The sequence below is a fragment of the Aquicoccus porphyridii genome, from assembly GCF_008369105.1.
GTDB classification, from domain to species: Bacteria; Pseudomonadota; Alphaproteobacteria; order Rhodobacterales; family Rhodobacteraceae; genus Aquicoccus; species Aquicoccus porphyridii.
In genome coordinates, this window is record NZ_VINQ01000001.1 from 61,248 (window position 1) to 79,943 (window position 18,696).

The 18,696-nt window shown below is 64.1% G+C and carries 17 protein-coding genes; 12 read left to right on the plus strand and 5 right to left on the minus strand.

Translation table 11 applies throughout. The features are described 5' to 3' along the window. Positions 1 to 248: 248 nt before the first annotated feature. The 6 genes from FLO80_RS00315 (at position 249) to FLO80_RS00340 (ending at position 6,039) form a co-directional block, all read left to right on the plus strand. The gene (locus FLO80_RS00315; protein ID WP_188078179.1) at positions 249 to 1,031 is read left to right on the plus strand and encodes a DeoR/GlpR family DNA-binding transcription regulator; all 783 of its coding nucleotides are present in this window, start codon (positions 249 to 251) and stop codon (positions 1,029 to 1,031) included. Continuing rightward, complete coding sequence (locus tag FLO80_RS00320; protein WP_111362305.1) at positions 1,028 to 2,170, plus strand: ABC transporter ATP-binding protein; 1,143 nt, start codon at positions 1,028 to 1,030, stop codon at positions 2,168 to 2,170. The genes FLO80_RS00315 and FLO80_RS00320 overlap by 4 nt, the downstream gene beginning before the upstream one ends. A 2-nt stretch (positions 2,171 to 2,172) precedes the next feature. Continuing rightward, entirely contained in the window at positions 2,173 to 3,456 is a 1,284-nt protein-coding gene (locus tag FLO80_RS00325; RefSeq protein WP_111362304.1) for an ABC transporter substrate-binding protein, read from the plus strand. A 65-nt stretch (positions 3,457 to 3,521) separates the two neighbouring features. Beyond that, entirely contained in the window at positions 3,522 to 4,394 is an 873-nt protein-coding gene (locus FLO80_RS00330; protein WP_111362409.1) for a carbohydrate ABC transporter permease, read from the plus strand. Further along, a complete protein-coding gene (locus tag FLO80_RS00335) occupies positions 4,391 to 5,200 on the plus strand; it encodes a carbohydrate ABC transporter permease (protein ID WP_111362303.1) in 810 nt (269 codons plus the stop codon). Before FLO80_RS00330 ends, FLO80_RS00335 begins: the two co-directional genes overlap by 4 nt. 20 nt (positions 5,201 to 5,220) lie before the next feature. After that, the gene (locus tag FLO80_RS00340; RefSeq protein WP_111362302.1) at positions 5,221 to 6,039 is read left to right on the plus strand and encodes a sugar phosphate isomerase/epimerase family protein; all 819 of its coding nucleotides are present in this window, start codon (positions 5,221 to 5,223) and stop codon (positions 6,037 to 6,039) included. A 47-nt stretch (positions 6,040 to 6,086) separates the two neighbouring features. Here the strand turns inward: FLO80_RS00340 and FLO80_RS00345 are convergent, their stop codons facing one another. From FLO80_RS00345 to FLO80_RS00360, 4 genes are all read right to left on the minus strand, one after another. Continuing rightward, positions 6,087 to 6,629 carry a bactofilin family protein gene (locus tag FLO80_RS00345; protein WP_111362301.1) on the minus strand — a complete coding sequence of 181 codons (543 nt, stop codon included), beginning with the start codon at positions 6,627 to 6,629 and terminating at the stop codon, positions 6,087 to 6,089. Continuing rightward, the gene (locus FLO80_RS00350; RefSeq protein ID WP_111362408.1) at positions 6,619 to 7,956 is read right to left on the minus strand and encodes a M23 family metallopeptidase; all 1,338 of its coding nucleotides are present in this window, start codon (positions 7,954 to 7,956) and stop codon (positions 6,619 to 6,621) included. Before FLO80_RS00350 ends, FLO80_RS00345 begins: the two co-directional genes overlap by 11 nt. A 181-nt stretch (positions 7,957 to 8,137) precedes the next feature. Then, positions 8,138 to 8,971 (minus strand): ferritin-like domain-containing protein, encoded by an 834-nt coding sequence (locus tag FLO80_RS00355; protein WP_111362300.1) that lies wholly within the window; start codon positions 8,969 to 8,971, stop codon positions 8,138 to 8,140. After that, positions 8,972 to 9,433 carry a peroxiredoxin gene (locus FLO80_RS00360; protein ID WP_111362299.1) on the minus strand — a complete coding sequence of 154 codons (462 nt, stop codon included), beginning with the start codon at positions 9,431 to 9,433 and terminating at the stop codon, positions 8,972 to 8,974. Positions 9,434 to 9,652: 219 nt separating this feature from the next. Between FLO80_RS00360 and FLO80_RS00365 the strand changes: the two genes are divergently transcribed. The 6 genes from FLO80_RS00365 to FLO80_RS00390 all read left to right on the plus strand — a co-directional run bounded on the left by FLO80_RS00365 (position 9,653) and on the right by FLO80_RS00390 (position 18,211). Then, positions 9,653 to 13,027 (plus strand): AsmA-like C-terminal region-containing protein, encoded by a 3,375-nt coding sequence (locus FLO80_RS00365; RefSeq protein WP_188078180.1) that lies wholly within the window; start codon positions 9,653 to 9,655, stop codon positions 13,025 to 13,027. A gap of 5 nt (positions 13,028 to 13,032) precedes the next feature. After that, entirely contained in the window at positions 13,033 to 14,088 is a 1,056-nt protein-coding gene (gene queA / locus FLO80_RS00370; protein ID WP_111362297.1) for a tRNA preQ1(34) S-adenosylmethionine ribosyltransferase-isomerase QueA, read from the plus strand. A gap of 82 nt (positions 14,089 to 14,170) precedes the next feature. Continuing rightward, on the plus strand, positions 14,171 to 15,418 hold the full coding sequence (locus tag FLO80_RS00375) for an MFS transporter (protein WP_111362296.1): 1,248 nt from the start codon (positions 14,171 to 14,173) through the stop codon (positions 15,416 to 15,418). A gap of 102 nt (positions 15,419 to 15,520) precedes the next feature. Beyond that, entirely contained in the window at positions 15,521 to 16,105 is a 585-nt protein-coding gene (locus FLO80_RS00380) for a DUF924 family protein (RefSeq protein WP_111362295.1), read from the plus strand. A 116-nt stretch (positions 16,106 to 16,221) separates the two neighbouring features. After that, complete coding sequence (lpdA, locus tag FLO80_RS00385; protein WP_111362294.1) at positions 16,222 to 17,616, plus strand: dihydrolipoyl dehydrogenase; 1,395 nt, start codon at positions 16,222 to 16,224, stop codon at positions 17,614 to 17,616. 19 nt (positions 17,617 to 17,635) lie between these two features. After that, a complete protein-coding gene (locus FLO80_RS00390; RefSeq protein ID WP_246156491.1) occupies positions 17,636 to 18,211 on the plus strand; it encodes a methyltransferase domain-containing protein in 576 nt (191 codons plus the stop codon). Here the strand turns inward: FLO80_RS00390 and FLO80_RS00395 are convergent. Beyond that, the gene (locus FLO80_RS00395) at positions 18,208 to 18,555 is read right to left on the minus strand and encodes a rhodanese-like domain-containing protein (RefSeq protein WP_111362406.1); all 348 of its coding nucleotides are present in this window, start codon (positions 18,553 to 18,555) and stop codon (positions 18,208 to 18,210) included. The genes FLO80_RS00390 and FLO80_RS00395 overlap by 4 nt on opposite strands. Positions 18,556 to 18,696 lie beyond the last annotated feature (141 nt).

The window sequence follows — 18,696 nt, forward strand, 5'->3', positions numbered from 1 at the left end:
TGTCGCGATGCCATTTGAGGCACGCGGGAAGGGGATTCGTTAACGCGGTGATTTCGTCGGAATCGGGGGGGTGACATCCGGCTGTTTTCCGGCTGCCGCCCGGCTGCCGGGTGACGGCGGGGCATGGGCGACGCGAGGAGTGAACGCCCCGCGCGGATGTTTCACAAAGGGTTCATATGAATGTTTTCCAAATTTCACATGAGCATGAGACCGGTCATCCGAAACGCGGTTAATCGGGATCTGCGCCCATGGACTGGACGGCAATACGGCTATCGGATCGGCAGCGTGACATGCTCTGCAAGGTGCAGGATGCGCACCATGTCTCGATCGAGCGGCTGGCCCAGATCTATGGCGTTTCGCCGCAGACGATCCGGCGCGATGTGAACGGCATGTGCGAGGCGGGCGTTCTGCGCCGGGTGCATGGCGGTGTCGAGGCGCCGCGCGCCGACAACCTGGGCTATGGGACGCGCCGCACGCTCAACGCCCCGGGCAAGCGGCGCATCGCGGCGCGGTTCGCGGCGCAGGTCGAACCGGGCCTGTCGCTGGCCGTGTCGATCGGGACCACGCCGGAATTCGCGGTTCAGGCCCTGCACGACAAGACCGACCTGACGGTGATGACCAACAACCTCAACATCGCGCTTTTCGCCTGTGAGCGGGAAGGCTGGGCCGTGCATGTTCCGGGCGGCATGGTTCGGCCGGGGGATCGCGACGTGCTGGGCAGCCAGGTCGAGGCGTTCTTTGCGCGCTACCAGGTCGATATCGGGCTGTTTGGCGTGGCGGGCGTGGATGCCGATGGCACGTTGCTCGATTTCGCCGAAGGCGAGATGGCCGCGCGGATGGCCATTCTCGGGCATTGCCGCCGTTCGGTCCTGTTGCTGGATGGCAGCAAGTTCGGACGCGCCGCCCATGTGCGCGGTGGCCATATCTCGGATGTGGACGAGGTGATCTGTGATGTCGCGCCGCCCGCGCCGCTGGCCGAGGATATTGTCGCGCGGGGCGTTCGGATCACCATTGCCGGGGAGGTCGCATGAGCCCCCGGTCGTTTCCGCGCGGGCGGGCGATCCGACTCGAATCCATCGTCAAGCGATGGGATGACACGGTTGCGCTCGACGAGGTCGGCATCGACGTGGCGCCGGGCAGTTTTACCGCGCTTCTGGGGCCGTCGGGCTGTGGCAAATCCACCTTGCTGCGTATCGTGGCGGGGCTGGAGCCGGCCAGCGCCGGGCGGGTGGTGATCGGCGAGGACGATGTGACCACCCGGCCCGCCGACAAGCGCGACCTGTCGATGGTGTTCCAGTCCTACGCGCTTTTCCCGCATCTGAGCGTGGCCGAGAACATTGTTTTCGGCCTGCGCACCCGCGGGGTCAAGCGGCCCGAGCGGCAGGCGCGACTGGAGCGTGTGGCGCATCTGCTGGGGCTGGAAGCGTTGCTTGAGCGCAAGCCCGCCGCGCTGTCGGGCGGGCAACAACAGCGCGTGGCGCTGGGCCGCGCGGTGATCGCCGAACGCTCAATCTGCCTGATGGACGAGCCGCTGTCGAACCTCGATGCCAAGCTGCGCCAGACCATGCGCACCGAGCTGCGCGCGCTTCAGCGCGAGCTGGGCTTTACCATGCTTTACGTGACCCATGACCAGGTCGAGGCGATCACCATGGCCGACCAGGTGGTGTTGATGAATGCCGGGCGGGTCGAACAGGCGGCCACGCCGGGTGAATTGTACGAGCGGCCCGCGACCACCTTTGCCGCGCGCTTTATCGGCACGCCGCCGATGAACCTGATCCCGGCCGCGGCGCTGGGGGAGGTGGGGGTGCGGCTGGAACGCGCGCTGGGCCTTGCGGTCCAGGTGGGCATTCGCCCCGAGGCGATGCACCCGGCCCGCGGCGCGGCCACGTTCGAGATGGCGGTCACCGGGGCGGAATACCTGGGCGCGGATGCGTTGGTGCAGGGGCGGATCGGCGAGGCCCCGGTGCAGATGCGGGTGCCGGGCCATGCCATGCCCGAGGTCGGCGGCACGGTCGCGATGTCGGTCGCGGCGGATGATTTTCACGTCTTCGATGCGGGGACGGGCGCGCGCGTTGCGACGCCCGATCCGGCATCGTTGTTGGCCCGAACCGGATTCTCGGTGGCCACCCAGGGCGCGGAGGCGCCCATTTCCAACCAGAGGACACCATGACAATGCTTGCCAATATCCTGAAGGGCGCGGCCGCTGCTGCCGCGCTTGCCATCACCGCGGCGGCGCCGGCGCGTGCCACCGACCTGCAATTCTATTTCCCCGTCGCCGTGGGCGGCGGCGCGGCCGAGGTCATCCAGTCCCTCACCGATGAATACATGGCCGCCAACCCGGAGGTCAAAATCGACGCGGTTTATGCCGGCACCTACCAGGACACGATCACCAAGGTGATCACCGCCGCGCGCGGCGGCAACGCGCCGCAGCTTTCGGTGGCGCTTGCGGTGGATATGTTCACCCTGATCGACGAGGGGCTGATCCTGCCGTTCGACGATTTCATCACCAGCGAGGAAGACCGCGCCTGGCTCGATAGTTTCTATCCCGCCTTCATGGAAAACAGCCAGACCGGCGGCAAGACCTATGGCATCCCGTTCCAGCGTTCGACGCCGGTGCTTTACTGGAACAAGGAGGCCTTTGCCGAGGCCGGGCTCGACCCCGAAGCGCCGCCCGCCACCTGGGACGAGATGGTCGAGATGGGCAAGACCCTGACCAAGCGCGATGCCAATGGCAATGTCACGCAATGGGGTGTGCGCATTCCGACCTCGGGCTTTCCCTACTGGCTGTTCCAGGGGCTGAGCACGCAGAACGATGTGATCCTGGCCAATGCGGATGGCAACAAGACCAATTTCGATGATCCGGCGGTGGTCGAGGCGCTGGAATACCTCGTGTCGCTGTCGACCGAGCACGCGGTGATGGAGCCCGGCATCGTGGAATGGGGCGCCACGCCCAAGGCGTTCTTTGAAGGCCAGGCCGCGATGATGTGGACCACCACCGGCAACCTGACCAATGTGCGCGCCAACGCGCCGTTTGATTTCGGTGTTGCGATGCTGCCCGCGAACAAGCGCCGGGGCGCGCCCACGGGGGGTGGCAACTTCTACCTGTTCGACGGGTCGAGCGATGAGGAGCTTGCCGCGGCGGTGGATTTCATCAAGTGGATCACCGGGCCGGAGCAATCGGCCAAGTGGACCATGGCCACCGGATATGTCGCGCCGCGCCCGGCGACGTGGGAGACCGACACGATGAAAGCCTATGCCGCCGATTTCCCCGCCGTGCTGGTGGCGCGCGATCAGCTTGAGCATGCGGTGGCGGAGCTGTCGACCTATGAGAACCAGCGCATCACGCAGATCTTCAACGATGCGCTGGCCGCTGCGATCACCGGGACGAAACCGGCGGATGAGGCGCTGGCCGAGGCGCAGGCACAGGCCGACGCGATCCTGGCGGCCTATCGCTGAGCAGAGACTTGCGGGCGGGCCATGACGGCCTGCCCGTTGCCTTTTTCGTGCAAGAGGATGCGCCGATGCTGTCGCGCCAATGGATCCATGGCTGGTTGCTGTTGCTGCCCGCGCTGGCGTTCATCTTTCTGTTTACCCATATCCCCGCGATCACCACGATCTGGAACAGTTTCCAGTCGACCCCGCGCGGGCGGCGACCGGCGCAATTCGTCGGGTTGGACAATTACGAGCGGCTGATCGGTGACCCGGTGTTCTGGAAGGTGCTGGTCAACAATCTGTGGTTCGCGCTGGGCACGATCCCGGTTTCCATCGCGCTCAGCATCGCGATGGCGCTTTTCGTCAACCGCGCGTTCGCGGGGCGGTCGCTGGTGCGCATGGCCTATTTCACGCCCACGGTTCTGCCGCTGATCGCGGTGGCCAATATCTGGCTGTTTTTCTACACGCCCGGGTTCGGCCTGATCGACCAGGTTCTGGGCGCCTTCGGCCATGGGCAGACCAACCTGCTGGGCAGTCCGGATACCGCGCTGGGGGCGATCATCGTGGTGTCGATCTGGAAAGAGGCGGGGTTCTTCATGATCTTCTACCTCGCCGCGTTGCAGGCGATCCCGCCGCAACTGGCCGAGGCGGCACGGATCGAGGGTGCGGGCGGCTGGACCATTTTCCGGCGCATCACCTTTCCGCTGATGATGCCGACCACGCTTTTCGTGTCGATCAATGCGGTGATCAACGCGTTCCGGCTGGTCGACCACATCTTTATCCTGACCGGCGGCGGGCCGGACAACGCGTCATCGCTGTTGCTTTACTATATCTATGAAACCTCGTTCCGGTATTGGGACACCGCTTATGGTGCGACGCTAACGGTGGTGATGCTGGCGCTGCTGGGATTGTTCGCCATCGGGCAGTTTTTCCTGTTCGATCGCAAGGTGCATTACAAATGACCGGGTTTGATCGCATCCTGATGACCACGGGCGCGGTGGTGCTTGCGCTGATCTGGGTCTTGCCGCTGGCCTATGCGGTCTGGACGGCGTTTCACCCGTCGGAATACGAGGCGCGGTTCGTGCTGGGCGCGCCGCTGACGCTGGAGAATTTCGTCAAGGCATGGAACGCGGCGCCGTTCGCGCGGTATTTCCTCAACACCTTCATCCTCGTCACCGGGATCGTGGTGTGCCAGTTCGTGCTGTGCACCTTGGCCGCCTACGGGTTTGCGCGTTACCGGTTTCCGGGGCGCGACATCCTGTTTTCGCTGGTGTTGCTGCAACTGCTGGTGATGCCGGATATCCTGATCGTCGAAAATTACCGCACCATCGGCGCGCTGGGGCTGGTCGATACCATCGCGGCCATCGCGCTGCCTTATGTTGCGTCGGGGTTCGGTGTCTTCCTGATCCGCCAGACCTTCATGACCGTGCCGCGCGAGCTGGACGAGGCCGCGCGGATCGAGGGGGCGGGGCCGCTGACGATCCTTTGGCGGGTCTATGTGCCCTTGGCCAAGCCGATCTACCTTGCCTATGGGTTGGTCTCGGTGAGCCATCACTGGAACAACTTCCTGTGGCCGCTGATCGTCACCAACTCGGTCGAGACCCGGCCGGTGACCGTGGGGCTGAGCATTTTTTCGACCACGGATTCCGGGGTGGAGTGGTCGGTGATCAACGCCGCCACGCTGATGACATCGGGGCCGCTTCTCATCGCTTTCCTGCTGTTCCAGCGCCAGTTCGTTCAGAGCTTCATGCGCGCGGGCATCAAATGACATGAAAAGGAGACAGTGATATGACCCTTCCCCTGCTTGGCGTGGCGATCCGGCGCGGCGATCTCGACGTGCTGCGCGACTGGATATTCGGCCCCGGCCGGGCCATCGAGATACAGGATTTCGTGATGCCCGAGGTGATCGCGGGCGATTGCGGGCCGCTGATCGCGTCGTATCGCGCGGCACTTGATGGTCATGCGGGCGCGCGCGGTATTCACGGGCCGTTTTTCGGGCTGGACCTGTCGAACCCGGACCCGGAGATCCGCGCGGTCATCCAGGCCCGGTTGCTCAAGGGGCTGGAGATTGCCGAGGCGCTGGGCGCGACGCATATGGTGGTGCACAGCCCGTTCACCTATTGGCATCTTCTCAACCGGCGCAACTATGCCGAGCTGCACGGTCAGATGCTGGAGGCGATCGCGGCCTGTCTTGCGCCGGTGCTGGCGCGTGCGGGGGATATCGGGTGCGATTTGATGCTTGAGAACATCGACGATACCGACCCCGGGGATCGCAATGACGTGGTGGCGCGGATCGGGCATCCCAACCTCAGGGTGTCGATCGACACCGGGCATGCGCAACTGGCCCATGGCCGCTATGGCGCGCCGCCGGTGGTGGATTTCATCGCCGAGGCGGGCGCGCATCTGGGGCATGTGCATGTGCAGGACGCCGATGGCTATGCCGATCGGCACTGGCATCCGGGCGAGGGCTGTGTGCCGTGGGCGGCGGTGTTCGCGGCACTTGCGCGGTCCCCGGCCGCGCCGCGACTGATCCTCGAAGTGCGGGATCGCCTGGAGCGTCTGCCCGCGACGGTGGCCGCGTTGGAAGAGCGCGGGCTTGCACGGTGAGGGCGCCGGTTGAGCGCCCCCATTGACGGTCTGAGGTCAGCGGCGTGTTACGAAGAGGGCTTGGCCGGGGCCGGCTGTGGCGCGGCATTCTGTTTGGCCGCGGCCTGGCCGCCCGCCTGGGGCTTTCCCCCGGACAGCGGGTCATCCTGCCGTTGCACCGAACCTTCGAAATGGGCGCCGGATTCGATGGCGATGGTCTTGTGGATGATGTCGCCTTCGACCCGGGCGGTGGCGGTGAGGCGCACCTTGAGGCCACGCACGCGGCCCACGATCCGGCCATTCACGACGACATCGTCGGCCATCACTTCGCCCTTGACGGTGGCGCCTTCGCCGACGGTCAGCAGATGCGCGCGGATGTCGCCTTCGACCGTGCCCTCGATCTGGATGTCGCCGGTCGTCTTGAGATTGCCGGTGATATGCAGATCCGCGGACAGCACCGACGCGGGCGGTTTTGCCTTGGGCGCCGAGGCGCGGTAATCGCTTGCCGCCGCCTGTTTGGCCCCGCTCGTATCGGCGTCGCCGGTGGCGGCGGGTTTCGGTGTCTCCGGCGTTTTGGCGCCGGGTTCGTTGATTTTGCTTTTAGAAAACATCGTTTGCAGCCTTGATGTAAGTCATGGGGTTGACGGCCTTGCCGCCGATGCGGACTTCGTAGTGAAGATGCGGTCCGGTCACACGTCCGGAAGCTCCCATATCACCTATCCGGTCGCCGCGCGAGACTCTTTGTCCGGATTTCACGTTGATTTTGGACATGTGGGCATAACGGGTTTCGATTCCGAACTCGTGCTGGATCTTGACGAGGCGGCCATAGCCGGAACTCCAGCCGGAATGGGTGACGACGCCATCGGCCGTGGCATAGAGCGGTGTGCCGACCGGGCCGGCGAAATCGACACCCTGGTGCAGCCGCCGCCCGCCGGTCTTCGGATCACGCCGATAGCCAAAGCCGCTGGTGAAGCGATAGGCGTTCTTGACCGGGATGGCGAAGGGCGCCTTTTCGGCGGCGATCCGGTAGAGGTTGAGCCGATCCATCTGGTTGAGGATGCGGTTGGCGCGCATCGCGTCGGGCGAGGGGGCCTCGCCCTTGGTTGAAAAGCTGAGCGGGGTGAGCGGGCCGCCCTGGCCGGAATAGCCGCGACGCACCTGGTTGATGATGCTGTCGGTATTGAGCCCGGCCGAGCGGAACATCTTGTCGAGCGGCTTGACCGAGACGGCCATGGCTTCTTCGAGCTGGCGGAAGATCTGGTCGTTCTGATCCTGCATCAGGCGAATCTCGAACGCCATTTCATCGGCCTGTTCAAGGGCGTCGCGCGCATCGGCCATGATCTGGTCGCGTTCGGCGGCGGTTTCCGCAAGCACGGTGGACAGCATGTTGACCGCCCCTTCGGTCGCATCATCCGACCCGTCAAGCATCCCGTTGCCCGGGGTCTCGGTCAGGGCGAGGCGAAGCTCGTTCTCGGCGGCGCGGGCGGCGTCACGGTCTTTCATGGTGCGGCGCAGGGTGGTCTGGATGACTTCGATCCCGGTCTCGAGTTCGCGGCGACGGGTTTCGGAGGCCAGCAGTTGCGATTGCATGCGCGAAATCTGTTCGAGCGACGAGTTGAAGCGTTCCTGTGCCGCAAGTGCTTCTTCGGCACGGGTGTCGCGTTCGGAGGCAAGATGATTGAGCCGCGTCTCGTAGATCTGCCTGTCGCGCTTGGCCTGTTCGCGGAAATTGCCCGACCCGATCGAGTCCATCAGCACGATCGCGGTGGCGATGATCGCCCAGGCCACGAGCATCGCGCTGCCACCGAGGGCGATGACCTGCACATGCGGGCGCAGCCGGATGAACCTGGTGTCCTTGTCGGAACGCAGGAAAACGCGCCGTTCGGGAAAGTAATGCTCCAGAAGTGCATGAAGGCGAATTGCCAGTCGTGATCTCACGAGAATCTGTCCCTTGCCCCATCCCATTCTTGTCATCGGTCGCCCGCGAGGGCGTCAACGATAACTATACCGTGATTAACGGGGCTGATTCATGAGGGCAATGTCTTTGGGCCAGTGAATGCGGTTTGACGTTGGGTTGTGTCCAATTCAGGCGAAAAACCGCCGATATTGAAGGGCTTGATCAGCGAGGTTGATGTTTCTTCGGGGTCTCGTCCGCAAGTGGCCAGTAAAAATCGGGCGGCAATCCGGCCTCGGCGCGCTTTTCCGCGTTGAAGGGCAGTTTGAGCGATCCGCGAAAATAATGGCGCACGAGGCGGTGAAATTCGTCGCGCGGGTCGATGTCGTGGCGACCGCAAAGGAAGTGAAACCACTTGGAGCCATAGGCCACATGACCCACCTCTTCGGCATAGATGGTTTCGAGTGCGGCCACGGCCTGATCCGCACCGGCCTTGCGGAAGATGTCGATCATGCCGGGTGTCACGTCGAGGCCGCGCGCCTCGAGCACCATCGGCACGACGGCGAGGCGGCCCATGATGTCCCCGGTGGTATCCTCGGCCGCGCGCCACATGCCGGCATGGGCGGGCAGGGCGCCATAATGGCTGTCCATGTCTTCGAGGCAATCGCACATGAGGTTGAAATGTTTCGATTCCTCGTCCGCCGCCTTGACCCAGTCGTCATAGAATCCGGGTGGCATCGGGATATCGGTGAAGCGCGCGATGATGTCCCAATGCAGATCGACCGCGTTCAACTCGATATGGGCGACGGCATGCAGGAGCGCGATACGGCCCTGCGGGCTTCCGGGTTTGCGCTTGGGCACGTCGCGCGGGTCGCGCAGTTCGGGGCGGGCGGGACGCGCCGGGCGCAGCGGCGGGTCGGCCCGGCCCACCGGAATGGGCGTGCCCGCGTCGCGCGCGGCGAACCACGCGGCGGCGTGGGCATGCGAGCGCGCGGTCTTTTCACGGCCATGGGCGCAAGTGAGCACGTCGACGGCCATTTCGGCGAGGGTCTGCGGCATTCAGAGCGCCTTTGCCGCCGCGAGAACCTCGTCAACATGGCCATCGACCTTGACCTTGCGCCACTCGGCCACGATCTGCCCGGTGCCGTCGATCAGGAAGGTGGAGCGTTCGATGCCCATGAAGGTCTTGCCATACATCTTCTTTTCCTTCCAGACGTCGAACGCCTCGCTGACGGTGTCGTTTTCGTCGGACAGGAGCGGAATTGTCAGATCCTGCTTGTCGCGGAATTTTTCGTGGCTTGCGAGACTGTCCTTGGAAATGCCGAACACCTTGACCCCGGCGGCGTCGAAATCGGCGCGCAGGGCCGAAAAGCCCTTGGCCTCTTTGGTGCAGCCCGAGGTGTTGTCGCGGGGATAGAAGAACAGGACGACGGGTGCGGGGTTGAGACCCGATAGCGTCACCTGCGTACCGTCATCTGCGGGCAGCGTGAAATCGGGCGCGGGACGGGGCAGGTCGGGCATTGGCGGCTCCTTACCGTTTTGCAAAACAGATATTCCATATTAGGGCGTCAGCACGCAGAATTGAACCGCAAAGCGTTTCGGGAAAACGTGCATCGCCGATACCCTGACGCGCCTGGCGCTTTCGGAGATTGGCGCTGCATGCCGTGTCGGGTATTCCCGAATCGCGATGGCACAGGGCGAAGCTCGCCGAACGAAGTCGGAGGCGCTAGAAGTGAGCTGATGGATGAGAAGCAGATCACGGACAAGGCGAACCCGTCGCGCGATTCCGGGGAAGCATCGGGCGGTTCCCGCCCGCCGGAAGAGGTGAAGGCGCGGCGCGGACTGGGTCGGCGGGTCGGCGTGATGGCGCTCATCGTGATGGCGGGGCTGATGCTGGGGATCGCCATTGCCGTTCTGGCGCTGATCGGACGCCCGGTCGTGATGCCGGAATGGGCGCGCGTGCAGATCGAGGCGCAGGTGAATGCCCAGGTCGATGCCGTGCAGATCGGGATGGGCGAAGTCGCGCTGGTGGTGGAAGAGGGCTGGCAACCGCGGGTTCATCTGCGTGACGTGCGGCTGCGCGATGCCGAGGGGCGGCATGTTCTGAACCTGTCGGATGTCGAGAGCACGTTCGCGCTGCGCCCGTTGTTGTCGGGTGAATTCCGGCCGAGCCATTTCTGGCTCACCGGCATGCAGCTCTTGCTCAGGCGGGATGTCGACGGGCAGGTGGGACTGAGCCTTGGCGAGATGCCGGGCGCGGCGCGGCAGGCGGATCTCGCGGGGCTCGCCGATCAGGTCGACGCGATGCTGGAGCTTCCATTCCTGTCGGATTTCGAGACATTGACGGCCGATGGGTTGACCCTGCGCTATGAAGATGCGCGGGCGGGGCGGGCCTGGACCTTTGACGGCGGGCGCATCGAGATTGCGCGCCCCGGTGGCGGTGCGGGGGAGGAGTTGAGCCTGCGCGGCGATTTCGCACTGCTGGGCGGGCGCGACTATGCAGCCACGGTCGAGGTCAGTTATCGTGGGCGGCTCGACTCGCCCGAGGCGGTGTTCGGGGTGTCGTTCGAGGATCTTGCCACCAGCGATATTGCCGAACAATCGGCGGCGCTGTTGTGGCTCAACGTGTTGCGCGCGCCGATCTCGGGGTCGTTGCGCGCGTCAACGGACGAAGAGGGCAATCTCGGGCCGTTGAGCGCGACGTTGCGGATCGGCGAAGGGGTGTTGCAGCCGACAGAGACGACGCGCCCGATCCCGTTTCGGGCTGCGCAGACCTATTTCACCTATGACCCGCACAGCCGGATCATGCATCTTGACCAGGTGTCGGTCGACAGCGCGTGGGGACAGGCGCGGGGCGACGGGCAGGTCATGGTGGGTGCGCCGACGGACGCGGACGTGATCGCGGGCGGGAATTGGCCGAGCGAATTCGTTGCGCAGATACGGCTGGCCGAGATATCGGCCAATCCCGACGATCTTTTCGCCGCGCCGGTGAGCGTGAGCAATGCCAGCGCCGATCTGCGGCTTCGGCTCGACCCGTTCCAACTGAGCCTTGGCGAGATGACGGTGCAGGACGGTGCGCGGCGGCTTGTGCTGTCGGGCGATCTGCGGGCGCCTGCCGGGGGGTGGGACTTTTCGCTCAACGGGCGGCTCAACCATCTGACGCCGGAGCGGTTGCTGGAACTCTGGCCCGAGCGGGTCATTCCGCGCACCCGTAAGTGGGTTGGCGACAACGTTCTGGCGGCGAAATTGCGCAACGTTCAGATCGGCCTGCGCGGCGAGCCGGACGCCGCGCCCGACCTTTATCTCGGGCTTGAGTTTGACGAGGCCGCGACGCGGTTTTCCAAGACCATGCCGCCTGTGCAGGGCGCGCGCGGTCATGCGACCCTGATGCGCAATGAATTCACCGTGCGGGCCGAGGCCGGGCATGTCACGGCGCCGCAGGGTGGACGTGTCGAGATCGCGGGAACGGCGTTCCACATTCCCGATGTGCGCGAGCGTGAAGGCCTGGGTGTCGTGGACCTGCACACGAAAAGCACGATCACGGGCGCCTTGTCGCTTCTCGATATCGAGCCGCTCGGACTCTTGCGCAAGGCGGGGCAGGTGGTGACGATGGCCGATGGGCAGGCCGAGGCGACCGGGCGGCTCAGCTTTCCGCGCAAGCCCGATGTGCCGGTCGAGGATATTTCGTATGACATCGCGGCGGAATTGCGAAATGTGCGTAGCGAAACCCTGATCCCGGGGCATGTTCTGGCGGCGCCGGTTCTCGATGTGCGCGCGGATGCAGGCGGGTTGCAGATCAGCGGTGCAGGGCGGGTCGGGCAGGTGCCGGTCGAAGGCAGGTTTTCCAGTCCGCTGGGCGAGGGCGGTCAGGGCGGGAGCACGGTCGAGGGCTCGATCGAGTTGTCGCAGACCTTTGTCGACCAGTTCAATGTCGGGTTGCCGCCCGATGCGGTGCGGGGGCGTGCGCGCGGCGATGTGGCGATCCGGTTGCAGCGCGATAGGCCCGCGCAATTCACGCTCGGGTCCGATCTCGCCGGGGTGAGCCTGCGAATTCCCCAGATCGGGTGGTCGATGAGCGAGGCCGCGACCGGGCGTTTGCAGGTCACCGGCCAGTTGGGCGCGCCGACCGAGATCAGTGCCATTGCGCTGGATGCGCCGGGGTTAAGCGCCAGCGGGCGGCTCGATCTCGGGCCGGAGGGGGTGTTCCGCGCTGCCAGTTTCGACCGGGTGCGGGCGGGCAACTGGCTTGATGCCCCGGTCACGTTGATCGGGCGGGGGCCGGGACGCGCGCCCGAAATCCGCGTTGATGGGGGGGCGGTCGATCTGAGACAGACCGAGATCGGCAGCGGCACGGGCGCCGGCCGCCAGAACGGGGGCGGGCCGATCCGGGCGACGCTTGACCGGCTCACGATCAGCGATGCCATCGCGCTTACCGGGTTTCGCGGCGAATTTTCGACCGAGGGCGGAATGGACGGATCGTTCACCGGCCGGGTCAATGGCGGGGCCGAGGTGACGGGCCGGGTGATTCCGAGATCGGGGCGCAGCGCGTTTCGCATCCTGTCAGAGGATGCGGGCGGGGTGCTGAAATCCGCGGGGTTGTTGAAGAACGCGCGCGGCGGGAATTTCGACCTCACACTGGTGCCGGCCGCCGAGGCGGGTGACTTTGACGGAACGCTGAAAATCGGCAACATCCGCTTGCGCGAGGCCCCGGCGATGGCCGAGCTGCTCAACGCGATCAGCGTCGTGGGGCTTCTGGAGCAGTTGAGCGGCAATGGCATCCTGTTCACGGACGTCAATGCGCAGTTCCGGCTTGCACCGGACCAGGTGACGCTCTTGCGGTCGAGCGCGGTGGGCGCGTCGCTGGGCATCTCGATGGATGGGTATTACTATTTCGACAGTGGAACGATGCAGTTCCAGGGCGTGCTCTCGCCGCTCTACCTGCTCAACGCCGTCGGGCAGATCCTGACACGGCGGGGCGAGGGGCTGATCGGGTTCAATTTCCGCCTGCTTGGCACACCCGAAGACCCCCGGGTGCGGGTCAATCCGTTTTCGTTGTTGACGCCGGGCATGTTCCGCGAGATTTTCCGCCGCCCAGTGCCCGAGGTGACACAGTAACCCCCATGAAACTTTCCGATTTCGATTTTGATCTGCCCGAGGGGTTGATCGCCACGCGACCGGCGAGCCCGCGCTCCTCGGCCCGTCTCCTGGTGGCGGAGGGCGCGCGGATCACGGATGCGGTGGTGCGCGATTTGCCCGACTGGCTGCGCCCGGGGGATCGGTTGATCCTGAACGATACCAAGGTCATCCCCGCGCGGCTTTCCGGCCAGCGGGTGCGGCAGGGCGCGGGTGGCGAAAGCCGCGCGGGCATGGAGGTCACGCTGCTGGAGCCGCGACCGGACGGGCGCTGGGCGGCGCTGATCAAGCCGTTGCGCAAGCTGGGCATGGGTGAGCGGATCGAGTTCGGCGCCGGTTTCGACGCGCGTTGCGTGGAAAAGTCGGACGGGCAGGCGGTGTTGGAGTTCAACCTTGCCGGTGACGATTTCGACGCGGCGCTGGAGCGCGCGGGGGCGATGCCCCTGCCGCCCTATATCGAGGCACGGCGCAAAGCCGATGCGCGCGACAAACACGATTATCAGACCGTCTGGGCGCGCAAGCGCGGCGCGGTCGCGGCCCCGACGGCGAGCCTGCATTTCGATGATCCGCTGCTGGAACGGTTGGCGGCGAAGGGGGTGCAGTTCACGCATGTGACCCTGCATGTGGGGGCGGGGACGTTCCTGCCGGTCAAGGTGGATGACGTGCGCCAGCACAGGATGCATGCCGAATGGGGCGAGGTGAGCGAAGACGCCGCAAGGGAGATTTCCGAGACGCGGGCCAATGGCGGGCGGATCATCCCGGTGGGCACCACCGCGCTGCGCCTGATCGAGACGGCGGCGCGCGATGGCGGTGCCATTGCCCCGTGGGAGGGGGAAACGGATATCTTCATCTACCCGGGTTTCCGGTTTCGCGTGACCGATGCGTTGATGACCAATTTCCACCTGCCGAAATCGACCCTGATGATGCTGGTTGCGGCGTTGATGGGGCGCGAGCCGGTCATGCGGATCTATGCCCATGCGGTTGAAGAACGCTATCGTTTCTTTTCTTATGGGGATGCGTCGCTTTTGATCCCGGGGGGTTGAAAACGGCATCGGCAGGTCGCCTTGGAGCCTGACGCCCGATGTGCCAGTCTGGCAAGGCATCGGGAGACGCGAAGGAAATGACATGTTTCAGGTTCTGACATCCATCTGGGCCCTGCTGCTGGGGATGATGCTGTTGATGGTCGGCAACGGCCTTCAAGGCACGCTTTTGGGTGTGCGTGGCGGCATTGAGGGGTTTTCCACCGTCGAGATGTCGATCGTGATGTCGGCCTATTTCGTGGGGTTCCTGGGCGGGTCGCGCCTCACGCCCGAGTTGATCCGGCGGGTGGGGCATGTGCGGGTGTTCGCGGCGCTGGCCTCGTTCGTCTCGGCGATCCTCGTGCTTTATGCCGTGTGGGCCAACCCGTGGTTCTGGACGGTGCTGCGGGTGGTGATCGGCTTTTGTTTTTCCGGCGTCTATGTCACCGCGGAAAGCTGGCTCAACAACGCGGCGACGAATGACACGCGGGGCAAGGCGCTGTCGCTTTACATGATGGTGCAGATGGTGGGCATCGTTGCGGCGCAGGGTTTGCTTCTGGTGGCGGACCCGGCGGGGTTCATCCTGTTCATCATCCCTTCGGTCCTGGTGTCGATCTCTTTTGCGCCGATCCTGTTGTCGATCGCGCCCACGCCGGCCTTCGAGAGCACCAAGCCGATGAGCCTCAGGCAGATCTACAGCATCTCGCCGCTTGGTATCGTCGGCATGTTCCTGCTGGGCGGCGTTTTCTCGGCCCAGTTCGGCATGGGCGCGGTCTATGGCGCCGAGGCGGGGCTTACGCTGGTTCAGATTTCGATGTTCGTTTCGGCCTTTTACGTGGGGGCGACCGTGTTCCAGTACCCGCTGGGATGGATTTCGGACCGGATGGATCGGCGGGTCCTGGTCCTTGTCGTTTCGGTGTTGGGCGGGGTGGGTGCGATCATCGGTTTCGGCTTTGGCGGCGCGTTTCCCGCTCTTCTGGCCGCGGCCTTCATGATCGGCGGCACGTCGAACCCGCTTTATTCGCTGCTTCTGGCCTATACCAATGACTTCGTGGATCACGAAGACATGGCGGCCGTGTCGGGGGGGCTCGTTTTTGCCAATGGTCTCGGGGCGATTACGGGGCCGCTGATCACCGGCTGGATGATGGGCGTGATCGGTGCGCCGGGGTATTTCCTGTTCCTCGGCATTCTTCTTTTCGCGGTGGCGGGCTATGCCGGTTGGCGGATGACCCGGCGCGCGGCACCTGCGGTCGAGGATACCAGCTCCTACACGCCGGTCCTGATGTCGACGTCACCGGTCGCGGTGGAAATCGCGGTCGAGGGCATGGACGAGCAGGAAACCGCCGAGTCATGAAATGTCGTAAATCGTCATAAAACTTTACTGTCCATCGCGGAAAGAAGATGTGTAACGTCTTCATGTCAATGGGGGATCGGTCTTGGGTGAGGAGATGGACCAATGAGTAACCCGAAAGAGATTTTGGAATTCTGGCTCGACGATACCGGGCCAGCGGGCTGGTATAACGGGTCGGACGATCTGGACCAGGAGATACGTGATCGGTTCCTGGAAACATGGGAAGAGGCGCAAACGGGCGCCTATTCGCTTTGGCTGACCTATCCCAGCGGAGTCCTCGCCTATATCATCCTGTTGGACCAGTTTCCGCGCAACATGTTCCGCGGGTCCGGCGATGCTTTTGCCTCGGACAGGATCGCGCTTGCCGCGGCCAAGGTGGCGATTCACAAGGGTTGGGACATGAAGATCGACGAGCCCGCGCGGCAGTTCTTCTACATGCCGCTGATGCATTCGGAAAACCTGTGCAACCAGGAACATTGTGTCCGGCTGATGAAGGAACGGATGCCGGTCGCGGGTGAAAGCAACCTGCTGCATGCCCGGGCGCATCGTGAAGTGATCCGGCGGTTCGGGCGCTTTCCCTATCGCAACGAGGCATTGGCGCGCGCGACCACGGCACAGGAGCGCGCCTATCTTGAAAGCGGTGGATATGGATCGACCGTGAAGGCGTTGCAACAGGCCGCCGCCGCCTGATCCCGTTTCATCCGATTTGCATCGATCCCCCGGGTCTCGACCATGAACCCGGGCGCGTTGTTATGTCTGGAGAGATAGTTTAGTGTCAAACTAAATTTGGAATCGGAGTATGCGCCATGGCAGGCAAGGCATTTGACATGATCGTGATCGGGGCCGGACCCGGTGGCTATGTGGCCGCGATCCGGGGGGCGCAGTTGGGCCTGTCGGTGGCTATCGTGGAGCGCGAGCACATGGGGGGCATTTGCCTCAACTGGGGCTGCATTCCGACCAAGGCGCTGCTCAGGTCGGCGGAGGTGTTCCACCTGATGCACCGCGCCAAGGAGTTCGGCCTCACTGTCGAGAAACCGGGTTTCGATCTCGACGCGGTCGTGAAGCGGTCGCGCGGCATTGCCAAGCAGCTCAACTCCGGGGTCACGCATCTTCTCAAGAAGAACAAGGTGACGGCGATCATGGGCGAGGCGCGCCTGACCGGCAAGGGCAAGGTCACGGTCAAGACCGACAAGGGCGAAGAGGAATTGACCGGCAAATCCATCGTGCTGGCCACCGGGGCGCGCGCGCGAGAATTGCCGGGGCTCGAGGCCGATGGCGATCTGGTCTGGTCCTACCGCCACGCGCTGCAACCGCCGCATATGCCCAAGAAACTGCTGGTCATCGGGTCGGGAGCAATCGGGATCGAGTTTGCCAGCTTCTTCAACACGCTGGGCGCGGAAACCACCGTGGTCGAGGTGATGGAGCGCATTCTGCCAGTTGAGGATGCCGAGATCGCCGGTTTCGCGAAAAAGCAGTTCGAGAAACAGGGCATGACCATCATGGAAGGCGCCATGGTCAAGAAGCTTGACCGTGGCAAGGGCAAGGTGACGGCGCATATCGAGATCAAGGACAAGGTCGAGAAGCACGAATTCGACACGGTGATTTCGGCCGTCGGGATCGTCGGCAATGTCGAAGGACTGGGGCTTGAGGACGCGGGGGTGAAGGTCGACCGTAGCCATGTGGTGGTGGATGAGTATTGCCGGACCGGGGTCGACGGGGTGTATGCCATCGGCGACATCGCGGGCGCGCCGTGGCTCGCGCACAAGGCCAGCCACGAAGGCGTGACGGTGGCCGAGTTGATCGCCGGTCAAAAGCCCCATCCGGTGCGCCCCGAGAGCATCGCGGGCTGCACCTATTGCCATCCGCAGATCGCCAGCGTGGGCCTGACCGAGGCCAAGGCGAAAGAGGCCGGGCACGAGATCAAGGTGGGCCGCTTCCCGTTCATCGGCAACGGCAAGGCCATTGCCTTGGGTGAAGTCGAGGGCATGGTGAAAACGGTATTCGATGCCAAGACGGGCGAGCTTTTGGGTGCGCATATGGTCGGTGCCGAGGTGACCGAGCTGATCCAAGGTTACGTGGTCGGCCGGACATTGGAGACCACCGAGGAAGAACTGATGCACACGGTCTTTCCGCATCCGACGCTGTCGGAGATGATGCATGAAAGCGTGCTGGATGCTTATGGCAGGGCCCTGCATTTCTGAGCGCCGGTGAGAGGGTGCGATGAGCGGGAGCCTGAACAGGGTCGTGATGCAGCAAACCAGCCGCGGCTGGCTCAAATCGCTGGATCTGGCCGGTATGGATGCGGCCGAGATCTCTGGCAAATGGGGGCAGATGTTCGCGTTCCGCTCCTACCTCCGGTTTCGCTATCCCAAGCATGACATCTGCAAGGGGCCGTTCCTCGATTCGAAAGGGCGGGTGCGGCAGTTCGACCTGATTCTTGCCAACCAGGTCTGGGAACATCTCGACCGGCCCTACATGGCCACGGTCAACGTGCTGGATATGCTGCGACCGGGCGGGTATTTCTGGCTTGCCGTGCCGTTCCACATTCCCTTTCACGGTGATCCGGTGGATTGTTCGCGCTGGTCGGCAAGGGGGTTGAAGAACCTGTTGATCGAGGCGGGATTCGCGCCCGATGCCATCAAGGCCGCGCAATGGGGCAACCGGGCGGCGGCGGCGCGCAACCTCGAAGCGGATTGGCCGCCGAAATATGATCCCGACCGGGACGACCTTAGCAACGATCCGGATTTTCCGATATGTTCCTGGGCCTTGGCGCGGAAAAACGAAATTGTGGATTAAGCGCGTTCGATGGCGCCACCACCGCGCAGCCAATCCTGAAATCCGCCCAGATTGCGCACGTCCTTGAACCCCATGCGGCTGAGCATCTGCCCGGCCGAGGATGATCGCGCGCCCGAGGCGCAATAAAGCACGATCGTTTTCTCGGGGTCGAGGGAGCTGTCAAACTCCGGGTGGCGCGGGTCGCATTTCGAACTCAGGAGCATCATCGGAATGTGCCTGGCGCCCTTGGCCTTGCCGGTGGCGGCCACTTCGCCCGTTTCGCGCACGTCGATCAGCGTGATCGTCCCGTCACGCGCGCCGTTGACGGCCTCGACCGGGTCGATGCGCGCGATTTTGTTGCCCATGAAATGGCCAAACATGGCCGTCCCCCGATAGATTGTTCCAACATGGCGTGTTCGCCGTTGGCGTCACTTAACATTCGAAAAGAAGAATGTTAAGTGGCCAGGCAAGGGATTTCGCGTTGTTCGCCTTTCGTTCTCGATTTC

Coding starts and splice junctions, on each gene's coding strand:
- FLO80_RS00315 (WP_188078179.1), top strand. CDS start 249: ATGGACTGGACGGCAATACGGCTATCGGATCGGCAGCGTGACATGCTC.
- FLO80_RS00320 (WP_111362305.1), top strand. CDS start 1,028: ATGAGCCCCCGGTCGTTTCCGCGCGGGCGGGCGATCCGACTCGAATCC.
- FLO80_RS00325 (WP_111362304.1), top strand. CDS start 2,173: ATGCTTGCCAATATCCTGAAGGGCGCGGCCGCTGCTGCCGCGCTTGCC.
- FLO80_RS00330 (WP_111362409.1), top strand. CDS start 3,522: ATGCTGTCGCGCCAATGGATCCATGGCTGGTTGCTGTTGCTGCCCGCG.
- FLO80_RS00335 (WP_111362303.1), top strand. CDS start 4,391: ATGACCGGGTTTGATCGCATCCTGATGACCACGGGCGCGGTGGTGCTT.
- FLO80_RS00340 (WP_111362302.1), top strand. CDS start 5,221: ATGACCCTTCCCCTGCTTGGCGTGGCGATCCGGCGCGGCGATCTCGAC.
- FLO80_RS00345 (WP_111362301.1), bottom strand. CDS start 6,629: ATGTTTTCTAAAAGCAAAATCAACGAACCCGGCGCCAAAACGCCGGAG.
- FLO80_RS00355 (WP_111362300.1), bottom strand. CDS start 8,971: ATGCCGCAGACCCTCGCCGAAATGGCCGTCGACGTGCTCACTTGCGCC.
- FLO80_RS00360 (WP_111362299.1), bottom strand. CDS start 9,433: ATGCCCGACCTGCCCCGTCCCGCGCCCGATTTCACGCTGCCCGCAGAT.
- FLO80_RS00365 (WP_188078180.1), top strand. CDS start 9,653: ATGGATGAGAAGCAGATCACGGACAAGGCGAACCCGTCGCGCGATTCC.
- queA (WP_111362297.1), top strand. CDS start 13,033: ATGAAACTTTCCGATTTCGATTTTGATCTGCCCGAGGGGTTGATCGCC.
- FLO80_RS00375 (WP_111362296.1), top strand. CDS start 14,171: ATGTTTCAGGTTCTGACATCCATCTGGGCCCTGCTGCTGGGGATGATG.
- FLO80_RS00380 (WP_111362295.1), top strand. CDS start 15,521: ATGAGTAACCCGAAAGAGATTTTGGAATTCTGGCTCGACGATACCGGG.
- lpdA (WP_111362294.1), top strand. CDS start 16,222: ATGGCAGGCAAGGCATTTGACATGATCGTGATCGGGGCCGGACCCGGT.
- FLO80_RS00390 (WP_246156491.1), top strand. CDS start 17,636: ATGAGCGGGAGCCTGAACAGGGTCGTGATGCAGCAAACCAGCCGCGGC.
- FLO80_RS00395 (WP_111362406.1), bottom strand. CDS start 18,555: ATGGGCAACAAAATCGCGCGCATCGACCCGGTCGAGGCCGTCAACGGC.